Origin of the sequence: Serratia sp. CY71090, assembly GCF_052166845.1 — a bacterium.
In the GTDB taxonomy this organism is placed as follows: domain Bacteria; phylum Pseudomonadota; class Gammaproteobacteria; order Enterobacterales; family Enterobacteriaceae; genus Serratia; species Serratia nematodiphila.
In genome coordinates this window covers 98,864-111,343 of sequence record NZ_JBJNOA010000011.1, presented here as the reverse complement: position 1 = coordinate 111,343, position 12,480 = coordinate 98,864, and the positions used below count along the sequence as shown (strand labels likewise).

At 55.9% G+C, this 12,480-nt stretch carries 11 protein-coding genes and 1 tRNA gene; all 12 read left to right on the top strand.

From position 1 onward, the window contains the following. The first annotated feature begins 145 nt into the window (after positions 1-145). The 12 genes from msrP (at position 146) to panF (ending at position 12,469) form a co-directional block, all read left to right on the top strand. Positions 146-1,147: a protein-methionine-sulfoxide reductase catalytic subunit MsrP gene (gene msrP / locus ACJ8OK_RS19405; RefSeq protein WP_033631994.1), complete on the top strand. Its 1,002-nt coding sequence runs from the start codon at positions 146-148 to the stop codon at positions 1,145-1,147. Beyond that, positions 1,148-1,747: a protein-methionine-sulfoxide reductase heme-binding subunit MsrQ gene (gene msrQ, locus ACJ8OK_RS19400; protein WP_033631993.1), complete on the top strand. Its 600-nt coding sequence runs from the start codon at positions 1,148-1,150 to the stop codon at positions 1,745-1,747. It begins immediately after the preceding gene. 287 nt (positions 1,748-2,034) lie between these two features. Beyond that, complete coding sequence (gene aroQ, locus ACJ8OK_RS19395; RefSeq protein WP_004936891.1) at positions 2,035-2,487, top strand: type II 3-dehydroquinate dehydratase; 453 nt, start codon at positions 2,035-2,037, stop codon at positions 2,485-2,487. Between the two features lie 32 nt (positions 2,488-2,519). Further along, positions 2,520-2,987: an acetyl-CoA carboxylase biotin carboxyl carrier protein gene (gene accB / locus ACJ8OK_RS19390; protein WP_004936889.1), complete on the top strand. Its 468-nt coding sequence runs from the start codon at positions 2,520-2,522 to the stop codon at positions 2,985-2,987. Positions 2,988-2,999: 12 nt separating this feature from the next. Further along, positions 3,000-4,349, top strand: a complete 1,350-nt coding sequence (gene accC, locus ACJ8OK_RS19385) for an acetyl-CoA carboxylase biotin carboxylase subunit (RefSeq protein WP_004936886.1) — start codon at positions 3,000-3,002, stop codon at positions 4,347-4,349. 419 nt (positions 4,350-4,768) lie between these two features. Continuing rightward, positions 4,769-5,836 carry a cupin domain-containing protein gene (locus ACJ8OK_RS19380; RefSeq protein ID WP_033631991.1) on the top strand — a complete coding sequence of 356 codons (1,068 nt, stop codon included), beginning with the start codon at positions 4,769-4,771 and terminating at the stop codon, positions 5,834-5,836. Between the two features lie 25 nt (positions 5,837-5,861). After that, complete coding sequence (locus ACJ8OK_RS19375) at positions 5,862-6,815, top strand: lactate/malate family dehydrogenase (protein ID WP_015379200.1); 954 nt, start codon at positions 5,862-5,864, stop codon at positions 6,813-6,815. Next, the gene (locus ACJ8OK_RS19370) at positions 6,815-9,046 is read left to right on the top strand and encodes a hypothetical protein (RefSeq protein WP_033631990.1); all 2,232 of its coding nucleotides are present in this window, start codon (positions 6,815-6,817) and stop codon (positions 9,044-9,046) included. The genes ACJ8OK_RS19375 and ACJ8OK_RS19370 overlap by 1 nt, the downstream gene beginning before the upstream one ends. A gap of 47 nt (positions 9,047-9,093) precedes the next feature. Then, positions 9,094-10,299: an MDR family MFS transporter gene (locus tag ACJ8OK_RS19365; RefSeq protein ID WP_082997293.1), complete on the top strand. Its 1,206-nt coding sequence runs from the start codon at positions 9,094-9,096 to the stop codon at positions 10,297-10,299. A gap of 196 nt (positions 10,300-10,495) precedes the next feature. Then, positions 10,496-10,572 (top strand) — tRNA-OTHER (locus ACJ8OK_RS19360). A gap of 219 nt (positions 10,573-10,791) precedes the next feature. Continuing rightward, the gene (locus tag ACJ8OK_RS19355) at positions 10,792-11,034 is read left to right on the top strand and encodes a YhdT family protein (RefSeq protein ID WP_004936865.1); all 243 of its coding nucleotides are present in this window, start codon (positions 10,792-10,794) and stop codon (positions 11,032-11,034) included. Then, positions 11,024-12,469 carry a sodium/pantothenate symporter gene (panF, locus tag ACJ8OK_RS19350; protein ID WP_442530848.1) on the top strand — a complete coding sequence of 482 codons (1,446 nt, stop codon included), beginning with the start codon at positions 11,024-11,026 and terminating at the stop codon, positions 12,467-12,469. The genes ACJ8OK_RS19355 and panF overlap by 11 nt, the downstream gene beginning before the upstream one ends. Positions 12,470-12,480 lie beyond the last annotated feature (11 nt).

Sequence of the window (12,480 nt, the reverse complement as noted above, 5' to 3'; positions counted from 1 at the left end):
CGGCGACGGGGGGAGTTCCCGCTTCTGCGAAATTTCATATTTTCCCGCGCCCCCTCGCTTCCGGCCGGCTTTAGCGCCATGCTTATTTCATGGAGACCCGTTTGCCGCTTACAGGCGGCGGGAATCAGTCGCGGAGAACATAAGCATGAACAAACACCCGAAATTAACCGAGGCCGACGTCACGCCGGAGAGCGTGTTCCACCAGCGGCGCAAGGTGCTGCAGGCGCTCGGCATCAGCGCCGCTACGCTGGCGCTGCCTACCGGCGCGCGGGCGGACCTGCTGTCGTGGTTCAAGGGCAACGATCGCCCCAAGGCGCCGCCGGGCAAAGCGCTGGCATTCAGCAAACCGGCCGCCTGGCAGGCGCAGCTGGCGATGACGCCGGAAGACAAGGTGACCGGCTACAACAACTTCTATGAGTTCGGCCTCGACAAAGCCGATCCGGCCGCCAACGCCGGCGGGCTGAAAACCGAAGGCTGGAAAGTGCGCATCGACGGCGAAGTGGCGAAACCGATAACGCTGGATATCGACGATCTGATGAAGCGTTTCCCGCTGGAGCAGCGCATTTACCGCATGCGCTGCGTCGAGGCCTGGTCGATGGTGGTGCCGTGGATCGGTTTCGAGCTGGGCAAGATTCTCAAGCTGGCCGAACCGAACAGCAACGCGCGTTACGTAGCCTTCCAGACGCTGTACGATCCGGAGCAGATGCCCGGCCAGAAAGATCGCTTTATCGGCGGCGGCCTGAAATATCCCTACGTCGAAGGGCTGCGGCTGGACGAGGCGATGCATCCGCTGGCGCTGTTGACCGTCGGCGTGTACGGCAAAACCCTGCCGCCGCAAAACGGCGCGCCGCTGCGACTGATCACGCCGTGGAAATACGGCTTCAAAGGCATCAAATCGATCGTGCATATCCGCTTGGTGCGCGATCAGCCGCCGACCACCTGGAACCAATCCGCGCCGAACGAGTACGGTTTTTACGCCAACGTGAATCCGCACGTCGATCATCCGCGCTGGTCGCAGGCCACCGAGCGCTTCATCGGCTCCGGCGGCATTCTCGACGTCAAACGCCAACCGACGCTGCTGTTCAACGGCTATGCCGATCAGGTGGCGTCGCTGTATCGCGGCATGGATCTGCGGGAGAATTTCTAAGTGCGCCTGACGCCTGTTCACATCAAATGGCTGAAAGCCGCCCTGCATCTGGCGGCGTTTTTGCCCTTTCTCTGGCTGGTACTGGCGGTGGATCAAGGCTGGTTCAGCGCCGATCCGTCCAAGGACATCCAGCATTTTACCGGCAGGATGACGCTGAAACTGCTGCTGGCCACGCTGATGATCGCCCCGCTGGCGCGCTACGCCCGCCAGCCGCTGCTGATCCGCTGCCGCCGTCTGGTGGGGCTGTGGTGTTTTGCCTGGGGCACGCTGCACCTGATAAGCTACTCCACGCTGGAGCTGGGGCTGAGCAATCTCGGCCTGCTGAGCAGCGAGCTGGTGAACCGCCCTTATCTGACGCTCGGCATCCTCACCTGGCTGATCCTGCTGGCGCTGGCGGCCACCTCGACGCTGTGGGCAATGCGCAAACTGGGCGCCAAATGGCAAACGTTGCACAACTTCGTCTATCTGGCCGCGATCCTCGCCCCCATCCACTACCTGTGGTCGGTCAAAACCTTTTCCCCCCAGCCGTTCATTTACGCGCTGCTGGCGGTGGCGCTGTTGGGCCTGCGCTACAAGAAATTCCGCGCCTGGTGGCGCTGAATCGCGCGGCGGCGCGCGTTATTGTCGTTGAAAAACGCACGCCGCCGGCGGGAACTTTTTCTGTGTTCCAGCGCTCATATTCCTGTCACGGAACCCCGAGTTGGTCGATTTGGGGTTGAATATCTTCGCTGATAAGACCAGTATTTAGCTGCGAATTGCTACGATATCGTTATAATGCCCGACCTTGTTTCTGTTCTCAGGGTGAATTTGCCCCTTAACAGGTGACAAATCGGTAACATCGGGTTATTTTCTACGATGATGGTTTTATTGCCGGAGATACCAGCACAATGGCGGATAAGTTTCACATTTTGCTTCTGAACGGCCCCAATCTCAATCTGCTGGGGACGCGTGAGCCGGAGAAGTACGGCAGCACGACGCTGACAGAGATTGTTAACGGATTGGAAAACCAGGCATCCGCATTGGATATTACCCTGAGCCATCTGCAGTCCAACGCCGAGCATCAGCTGATCGATCGCATCCATCAGGCGCGCGGCAACACCGATTTCATTCTGATAAACCCGGCGGCGTTCACGCACACCAGCGTGGCGTTGCGCGATGCGTTGCTGGCGGTGCAGATCCCGTTCATCGAGATCCACCTGTCCAACGTGCACGCCCGCGAACCTTTCCGCCATCACTCTTATCTCTCAGACGTAGCGGTAGGCGTGATTTGCGGCCTCGGCGCGGATGGCTACGCTTTCGCTTTACAGGCAGCGGTTAACCGTCTGTCGAAAACCCACTAATTGCTCCACAAAAAGAGTACGGAATCACACTCATGGATATTCGTAAAATCAAGAAACTGATCGAACTGGTTGAAGAATCAGGCATTTCTGAACTGGAAATCTCTGAAGGCGAAGAATCGGTTCGCATCAGCCGTGCCGCACCGGCGCAGGCTTATCCCGTCATGCAGCAGGCTTACGCGATGCCGGCACAGCAGCAGCCAGCCCTGGCTACCGCCGTTGCCACCGCGCCTGCGGCAGAAACCCCTGCAGCACCGGCGGCCGTGAGTGGCCACGTCGTTCGTTCCCCAATGGTAGGCACCTTCTACCGCACCCCAAGCCCGGACGCGAAAGCCTTCGTGGAAGTGGGTCAGAAAGTGAACGCCGGCGATACCCTGTGCATCGTTGAAGCCATGAAAATGATGAACCAGATCGAAGCGGACAAGTCCGGCGTCGTGAAAGCCATCCTGGTGGAAAACGGCCAGCCGGTCGAATATGACGAGCCGCTGGTCGTCATCGAATAACGAGGCGCCCCCATGCTTGATAAAATTGTTATCGCCAACCGCGGCGAGATCGCGCTTCGCATCCTGCGTGCCTGTAAAGAACTGGGCATCAAGACCGTTGCGGTTCACTCCGCGGCCGACCGCGATCTGAAACACGTGCTGCTGGCCGACGAGACCGTCTGCATCGGTCCTGCGCCATCGGTAAAAAGCTACCTGAACATCCCGGCCATCATCTCGGCGGCGGAAATTACCGGCGCGGTGGCGATCCACCCGGGCTACGGCTTCCTGTCCGAGAACGCCGACTTCGCCGAGCAGGTTGAACGCTCCGGTTTCATCTTCATCGGCCCGAAAGCCGAAACCATCCGCCTGATGGGCGACAAGGTTTCCGCGATCAACGCCATGAAAAAAGCCGGCGTGCCATGCGTGCCGGGCTCCGACGGCCCGCTGACCGACGACATGGATAAAAACCGTGCCTTCGCCAAGCGCATCGGTTATCCGGTGATCATCAAGGCCTCCGGCGGCGGCGGCGGTCGCGGCATGCGCGTGGTGCGCAGCGACAAAGACCTTGAGCAGTCCATCAACATGACGAAAGCGGAAGCCAAAGCGGCTTTCAACAACGACATGGTGTACATGGAAAAATACCTGGAGAATCCGCGTCACATCGAGATTCAGGTATTGGCCGACGGCCAGGGCAACGCCATCTATCTGGCCGAGCGCGACTGCTCCATGCAGCGCCGCCACCAGAAAGTGGTCGAAGAAGCGCCGGCACCGGGCATCACCAGCGAAATGCGCCGCTACATCGGCGAGCGCTGCTCGAAAGCCTGCGTGGAAATCGGCTACCGCGGTGCGGGCACCTTCGAGTTCCTGTATGAAAACGGCGAGTTCTATTTCATCGAAATGAACACCCGTATTCAGGTAGAGCACCCGGTTACCGAAATGATCACCGGCGTGGATCTGATCAAAGAGCAGCTGCGCATCGCTGCCGGTCAGCCGCTGTCGATCAAACAGGAAGAAGTGAAGATCCACGGCCACGCGGTAGAATGCCGCATCAACGCCGAAGATCCGAACACCTTCCTGCCGAGCCCGGGCAAGATCACCCGCTTCCACGCGCCAGGCGGTTTCGGCGTGCGTTGGGAATCTCATATCTACGCCGGTTATACCGTACCGCCGTACTATGACTCCATGATCGGCAAACTGATCACCTTCGGCGAAAACCGTGACGTGGCGATCGCCCGCATGAAAAACGCCCTGGCTGAACTGATCATCGATGGCATCAAAACCAACGTTGAGCTGCAGCAGAAGATCATGAACGACGAAAACTTCCAGCACGGTGGCACCAACATCCACTATCTGGAGAAGAAGCTGGGTCTGCAGGAAACCTAAGGCAGCCACGCAGCATCGTCTGACGAAAGGCCGGTTAATCACCGGCCTTTTTCTTTTCTCGCGCCCGCCTGATTTTTTCGTTCAACCGCGCAAAATAGAATCAAATCTTCACAGATAACTTTCTCTTCACATTCATCCAGCCTTCCACTCACATCACCATGCAAAACATAAAAATTTGTTTTTAAACAAAAAATATTTAACTCATAGCTTAAAAATAAATATTAGCAAGGAAAAAACTCAATCCATCGCATTTTCACACATCATAAACTTTAACAAAATTAACGTATTAATTACAAAGCTTGACCCCGATCACATCCGCTCAGTGATAGCCCGTGCTATTGTCGCCGTCGATCGAATGCAGCGCGCTCTTTTTCTCTTTTTATTTATCCTTTTTATTGACTTAGATGAGTAATGTCTTAATGAGCCATGTAACTGAATACGACCGTAAGCCCGTGTTTTCCCTGTACCACCGTGCTGACATGGAAACCATAAAAAGCATTAAGGAAAACGGGATTGAGAAGCTTTTGGGCGAAGTGAAGAATTTCCGCGCCAATGAGGAAATGAACCGCTTTATTCCCGAACGGGCACGCCTGGCTGTAAGCTGGGTGCGTCTGGCGAAAAACGAAAAGCTGGATGTGCATGTTCATCCAATATCTTCGCTGTATATCATTTGTGAAGGGGAAGCGATCCTGCTGGGAGACGGCGTTGACCGCCGGGCCGTTCCAGGCGATGTCATCTGCATTCCGCCAGGCGCGGATCACGGCTTCATCGGCGCGGGCGACAACGGCTACTGGGGGTTGTCAATCCAGTTTGAGGAGCGCGGGCTCTATGAAGATCCCAGCAAGCCGCTGGTGACTTTCGATCAAGATCCCTACGCTTACTACCATCAGCTTAAAGCGCATAACGCCCGCTACATCGAGCGCTACCAGGACAACCCGATCTTTACCGCATTCGCCAAGGATAAAACGTTCTCCGAGGCGAAAAAATCCTTGTTCCTGGACTACCTGCAGATCCTGTCCGATCAGTTCCAAAAAATGGTGCTGCTGCGTAGCGCACTGTGTGAAGACGTTCGCTTCTCGCGTTTCTTCAGTGAACATCTGAAAGAAGAATTCGGCCATGACGAGGTGCTGCGCAACAGCCGCGACAACCTCCAGGTTCGCGAAGACGCGATCTTTGAAGCACTGTGCATCTGGTTCAACCACCAGATGATCACGCTGGATAATCTGGAACAGGCTATCCTGGTGCACTTTGTCATCGAAGGTTCGGCTTTCGTGTTCTATAACAACATCAAACACGTGTTCGATCCGAGCAAACAGAACCATTTCGAGGATCACTCCGAATTCGATGGCGATCATCAGGAAGTGGATAAAGCGTTCTTCAAGGGGATGACCGAAGAACAATTCCAGCGTGTCAAAGCCGTACTCGATAAAGGGTGGAGTATGGTTGAGAAGCAGTATGCAAGACTGGCCGAACTGATCGAAGCATAAGCCGGGCAGGTCATCAGGAGCGGTCATGAAAATTGTTTTATTGGGATTCGGCGGCATTGGGCAAGAGACGCTAAACGCGCTGTTAAGTACGACCGAGCGACGTGGCAGCGTCAATGAAGTCGTGATCATCTGCCGAAATACCGAAAAGTATTCAGCCGTTTGCGAAGATATTCTTGATGGCCTGCTGGCGGAAGCGCTCTTCTCACGCCATAACCGAACGTCTTTACCCAAGATTGTTGTGACGGATGACTACCGCCACATCGACGGGGCTGACGTGATCCTCTGTTGCTATGGCGTGCCTTCAACCTTTCCGATGCATGATCGCCAGGCGTTGCTGGACGATCACGTACGGCTCAGCGAGGCCATTTTTAGCCGAGCCAAACCCTTCATTGCTCCCGGCTGTCACATCATCAATGCGGTCAATCCGGTGGATAGCATCAGCTATTACATCGATAAAATCCTGCTCGATTCTCGCTGCCGGGTGATAGGCATCGGCGCCGCGCACAACACCGCCAGGCTGCTGAAAAGCATCTGCCGCATTTCCGGGATCGACATGCAGCGCATCGACGCGCGTAGCCTGACAGTCTGCGGCGAGCACGGCGCCGGGCTGGTGCCCTTGCTCAGCCAGGTAACAACCGACGAGGGACCGCTGAACCAGCTACTTTCGGCGCAGGCGCTGGCGCAAATCGTCACCGATACCCGCAATCAAGGGTTGGACATATTTCACAAAATGCGGCGCCCTCCTAAATATGGCCCGGCCGCCTCCATTCTTATCTTGCTTGAGCGCATCATCCAACGGGACGAAACTCCCTGCTGCGGTTCGGTCTGGCTGCCGGAACTGGGCGTGTTCATGTCCTGGCCGCTGGCTCTGCGCGACGGCGTCTTTACGCCGCTGTCGCTGATGCCCAATCAGGATGAGCAACAACAAATCCACCAGGCAGCGCTCAAGTTAAAAAACATCATCCAAGGTTTTAGCTGATGACGACCGATCAAACCAGACAGATTTTCCGCGATCTCTACATGCCGTTACGCCCTGAGTATCGTTTTCTTTCGCCACTGTACGGGGTGCTCTGGTGCAACAACGAACTCGCGGAAAAGTATTACCGTTTTCTTGGCGCCGAACACCCGATCGGCCAGGTGGCGCGCGCGTTGTTCTACCGTACTGACCTGGTCGAGTTTGACGTAAGCAAAGAGGTGAAGAATCCGTTCACCTGGTTTTCCCCCTCTACCCTTGCACGGCTGGTGGCTTTCATGAGCAGCCCGCGTTTCACCGACAATGATATCGCCTCGTTATATCAGCATGTACGAGATGAAACGGACTTTCACGCTGCCATTGAGCAGCAACATCGGCTTTCTGTGCAAATACGCCGGCTTTGCGACAGCGTACTGCAACAGTTCGAGGACACAAAAGCGCAGATCGCAACCGCAGAACGCGAAGCGCTCTCCCTAGGCGCCCATTTGAAAGCGCAAGAAAAAGCGCTGAATCAGATCCTGCAACAGGCGGAAAACGCCGTTAAAGCGCAGCAGGCGCCGATCCAACAATGTCGAGCCGCGATCGCCGCGCTCAAAGCCGGCAAAAAAACGCTGGGCAAGAGCGCTGCTGAGAATAAAGAGGCGCAGCTGCTGGCGCTCAATGCCGAAATCACCGAGCTGGAAGCACGCCTGAATGCGGCGCAGCAAGAAGCCGTGCATCAAGCCGGCCTGTTCCCCGCCTGGCAAAACGCGCAGGCCGCCGTCGAACATGCCCGCCAGCAAAAAGATGAAGCCACCTTGCGCGCCAGCATGCTGGCGGAAAATTTTACCGAAAGCACCGTCGCACGGCTGCAAACCGAGGAATTCAGCGCTGACTTCATTGCATTGCATCTGCCTTTCAACAAGTATCACCGCTATCTGCCGCGACGAGTGCAGGATTACGTCAGTATCCACTGTGCCGATCGCGACAGCTTGCTGGCCGAGTTGCACAATTTATGTCGTTTACTGATCGCGGCCAGCCGCACCGCCGAGCACGACAGAGAGGTGTTTCATTTGCTCAACGCGGCGCTGTGGCTGAAATGCAAGGGTAACTTCGGCAAATTGACCGCCTACATGCAGCAACTGCGGGAACTGAGCGGGGAGCTGTTCGGCGAAACGGCGACGGGCGAGACGCACTTCCCCGATCGCTGCCATGACTATTACGATCGCGAAGTGTACGGCCGCTATTTTCCGCCGCTGTGCATCACCAAAACCTGCCGCCCCGCGCCGGATTCTGACGTCTCGTTCTCAGATTGCGGGGAGAGTTCGCTGCGCAACTTCATCAATGTCCTGGTGAAAAACCAAGCAAGCGCGCAGCTTGACGCCGGAATACTCAAACGCAGCGGCCTGGCTGTCGATCCGCGCGTCATCGCGTTCTATGAAAAAAACCCTCGTTTGGAAACGATCAGAAGCCAGGAAGTACATAACCAGTGGGCTGAAATTGCCTCATCACTCAATGCGCGCGACAACCGAATCAAATACCTGACGCCAGGTAAAGACGCCTATTGCGAGTTGGCCGCCGGCGGCAACAACATGCAGCATATGCTGCAAGCGCTATTGGGCGAAGCTGATATCACCACCATTTGCCGCCGAATCGCCTCCTCTTCCGGCATCGATATTCGTTGCGATCTCAGCGACTTCCACCCGGAACGGCACGATCTGGAAGACTTCACCAACGTTGTTCGCCTTGAATTCGACGGCAAATATGTCTTTCACTGGTATTTCCTCAAACAGCATTTCCGCTGCGCTTCGGCAGATCTGTTCAACGAAGAGGAAAATTATGTACGCCAGGCACTCGCCATGCTGAATGACGAGATGAAACAGGGCCGTCTGAATCGCGACCAGTTCCGCGCACTGCTCAGTTTCCATCTGAAAGAGAAGCCCGTGGCACAAGTCAAAATGATATTCGACAGCCTTGGCGCTACCCTCGTCGGAGATGAAATGACGTTCTTGATGTTGGGTAAATTGAACTCCGTCGATTCCATGTTCGAATACTGCATGAACGTTCTGGCGATTCCAACGCTGGCGCATAGCGCGCCAGTCTCGGCGACTGTCGCCGCGATTATTCAAGGCATCAGCCCGCATCCGGTTATCTTCGAGCAGCGGAAAAATCTCATCGCGAGGATTAGAGAAACCGGAGTGACGCCGTTACTCACTCTGGCTAACCGATGGGAAAAGGAAAGTTTGGAAAAGGTGTAATACACTCGGTTCAACAGACGACGAGCAACATTTAAGGAGAAACCGCCTTGAGGTCAACATTCATCCCTTATTTCCCAAAAGAAATATGGGTTATCTTTATCGGGACGTTTTTGACGCGCGCCTGCTTTTTCATGATTTGGCCATTCATTACCATTCTCATGAGAAATAACTACGCGATGACTCCGGTGGAAATCGGCGTCATGATGAGCGTATCACTTATCGTGTCTATTTCTTTCGGCTATCTCTTCGGTGGCGCATCAGACAAATATGGCCGTCGCACGTTGATTATTCTCGGTGCAATTGCCGCTATCATTTCATTTAGCGTACTTGCGTTGGCCAACTCACCGGCGTGGTATTTTGTCGGTATTTTACTCAATGGCATTTCGCGCTCATTGATCGAACCCGCCAGCAAAGCGGTGATCGGCGATATTCTCCATGACAGGCAAGAGCGAGAACGCGCGTTGAACATCCGCTACTTCCTGATGAACGTGGGCGCAGCCGTAGGCCCATTAGTGGGTGTCGCTCTCGGGCTGACGGCGCAGAAAGCCACCTTCTTCGTCACCGCATTGTCGTTCCTTTGCTATTTGCTGCTGGTGCTCGCGGTATTCAAAGCGGGGCACGGTAAAGAAACGCGCAACGCCACCTTCTCGTTCATTGGCTCTTTGCGGATTATCTGGAACGATCAGGCGTTCAAGGTGTTGGTAGTCGCCAACATTTTGGTGATGCTGGTCTACGGGCAGATCGACGTGACGCTGCCGCAATACCTCATGATCAGCCAGGTGTACAACCCCGAATACCTGCTCAGCGTGCTGATATTCATCAATGCAGCCACGGTGATAACGCTGCAGTATTTCACCGAGCGCTTTACCCGTCGCATATCATTGGCACTGAAAACCAGCCTGGGCGTGTTCTTTCTCGCGCTTTCACAAATTGTCTTCCTGCTGGTTTCCAGTGAAAGCTGGGTGCTGTGGTTGGTCGCCATGTTCCTGCTCAGCCTCGGCGAAGTCATCCTGTTCCCTACGCTCAATATACAAATTGATCGTATGGCGCCGGCTAACCTAAAAGGGGCTTACTTCGGTGCCGCCACGTTTTACGAATTTGGCCTGGCGCTCGCCCCTTTTGTCGGCGGTTTGCTGTTAAAACAAGGTGGCGGTGGCGCCCTGTATGCCGTGATGTTCTTTTTATGCATCGGCGTCATCGTTCTTTATACTATTTCGGAAAGAATATCTGAGAAAAGAACGATAACCGCGTGATATTGTTAACCCGCTAATTAACGCCGCCCTTGTTTAAACGTATTAACGGGGCGGCTTTATCGTGATATTAATCACAGTAAATAAATAGCGAAGGATATGCGGGTCATTATTTAATCGAACGATTTATTTAATGCCAAAAAATAAAAGGAATCTATTTACATGAATGATTAGGAGATGTTATAAATCTGCTTATTGCAGGCGTGTAGCTCAGTGGTAGAGCGCTGTGTCATACTTCACAGAGGTCACCTGGTTCGATTCCGGTTGCGCCAACCAATATAAAACCCATTCCTTTCCCATTCTCTTTAATTATTTTCTCATCGAAGTAAACCGGTAAAAATTTATATATTTACCCCCCTCTTTTCTTTCCATCGCCCCGTTGCGTTCACCGGAAAGGTAAATAATTTATTAGCCAAACGCCGCACATTCCGTACAATCCTGTTCCTTCATCTGTTCTTGTCACAAGCCATCATCGTAAACCTATGGGGGACACTGATGGACAAACGCTTTATTCAGGCGCACCGCGAAGCGCGCTGGGCGCTGGGGCTGACGCTGCTCTACCTGCTGGCCTGGGGGCTGGCGGCCTACCTGCCGGACAGCGCCATCGGCGTCACCGGCCTGCCGCACTGGTTCGAAATGGCCTGCCTGCTGGTGCCGCTGCTGTTCATCGGCCTGTGCTGGCTGATGGTGCGCACGGTGTTCCGCGACATTTCGCTGGAGGACCGCGATGCAAACTGAAGTGATCCTGCCGCTGGTCGCCTACCTGTTGCTGGTGTTCGGCCTGTCGGTGTACGCCTATCGACGCCGCCAGAACGGAAACTTCCTCAGCGAATATTTCCTCGGCAACCGCTCGATGGGCGGCTTTGTGCTGGCGATGACCCTGACCGCCACCTACATCAGCGCCAGTTCGTTTATCGGCGGGCCCGGCGCCGCCTACAAATACGGCCTGGGCTGGGTGCTGCTGGCGATGATCCAACTGCCGGCGGTGTGGCTGTCGCTCGGCGTGCTGGGCAAGAAATTCGCCATCCTGGCGCGGCGCTACAACGCCATTACTCTCAATGACATGCTGTATGGCCGCTACCAAAGCCGCCTGCTGGTGTGGCTGGCCAGCCTCAGCCTGCTGGTGGCGTTCCTCGGCGCCATGACGGTGCAGTTCATCGGCGGCGCACGCCTGCTGGAGACCGCCGCCGGCATTCCTTACGACACCGGCCTGTTGATCTTCGGCATCAGCATCGCGCTGTACACCGCCTTCGGCGGCTTCCGCGCCAGCGTGCTGAACGACGCCATGCAGGGGCTGGTGATGCTGCTCGGCACCGTGCTGCTGCTGGTGGCCGTGATCCATGCCGCTGGCGGACTGGACAGCGCAGTGAGCAAACTGCAGCAGATCGATCCGGCGCTGGTGTCGCCGCAGGGCGGCGATCAGATCCTCAGCCTGCCGTTTATGGCGTCATTCTGGATCCTGGTGTGCTTCGGGGTGATCGGCCTGCCGCACACCGCCGTGCGCTGCATCTCCTACAAGGACAGCAAGGCGGTGCATCGCGGCATTCTGCTCGGCACCGTGGTGGTGGCGGTGCTGATGTTCGGCATGCACCTGGCCGGCGCGCTCGGCCGCGCGGTGTTGCCGGATCTCAAGATCCCCGACCAGGTGATCCCGACGCTGATGATCACCGTGCTGCCGCCGTACGCCGCCGGGATCTTTTTGGCGGCGCCGATGGCGGCGATCATGTCGACCATCAACGCCCAGTTGCTGCAATCCTCCGCCACCATCATCAAGGATCTCTACCTTGGCGTGCGGCCGCAGCAGATCCACAACGAGCGGCTGCTCAAGCGCTTCTCCAGCCTGACCACGCTGATCCTCGGCCTGCTGGTGCTGCTGGCGGCCTGGCGCCCGCCGGAGATGATCATCTGGCTCAACCTGCTGGCTTTCGGCGGGCTGGAGGCGGTCTTCCTGTGGCCGCTGGTGCTGGGCCTGTATTGGGAACGCGCCAATGCTCAGGGAGCGCTTAGCTCAATGGTGTCGGGTGCGGTATGCTATACGCTATTGGCCAGCTTCAACCTGCAACCGGCGGGGCTGCATCCTATCGTGCCTTCGCTGTTGCTCAGCCTGTTGGCGTTTTATCTCGGTAACGTCGTCGGCGAAAAGCGCCGGGCGGCGTCATCATTACCCTCTTGAAGAGAATTGCT

What these genes read in the sequence shown, in the direction of transcription:
- msrP (WP_033631994.1), top strand. Translation starts at nt 146, where the DNA reads ATGAACAAACACCCGAAATTAACCGAGGCCGACGTCACGCCGGAGAGC.
- aroQ (WP_004936891.1), top strand. Translation starts at nt 2,035, where the DNA reads ATGGCGGATAAGTTTCACATTTTGCTTCTGAACGGCCCCAATCTCAAT.
- accB (WP_004936889.1), top strand. Translation starts at nt 2,520, where the DNA reads ATGGATATTCGTAAAATCAAGAAACTGATCGAACTGGTTGAAGAATCA.
- accC (WP_004936886.1), top strand. Translation starts at nt 3,000, where the DNA reads ATGCTTGATAAAATTGTTATCGCCAACCGCGGCGAGATCGCGCTTCGC.
- ACJ8OK_RS19380 (WP_033631991.1), top strand. Translation starts at nt 4,769, where the DNA reads ATGAGCCATGTAACTGAATACGACCGTAAGCCCGTGTTTTCCCTGTAC.
- ACJ8OK_RS19375 (WP_015379200.1), top strand. Translation starts at nt 5,862, where the DNA reads ATGAAAATTGTTTTATTGGGATTCGGCGGCATTGGGCAAGAGACGCTA.
- ACJ8OK_RS19370 (WP_033631990.1), top strand. Translation starts at nt 6,815, where the DNA reads ATGACGACCGATCAAACCAGACAGATTTTCCGCGATCTCTACATGCCG.
- ACJ8OK_RS19355 (WP_004936865.1), top strand. Translation starts at nt 10,792, where the DNA reads ATGGACAAACGCTTTATTCAGGCGCACCGCGAAGCGCGCTGGGCGCTG.
- panF (WP_442530848.1), top strand. Translation starts at nt 11,024, where the DNA reads ATGCAAACTGAAGTGATCCTGCCGCTGGTCGCCTACCTGTTGCTGGTG.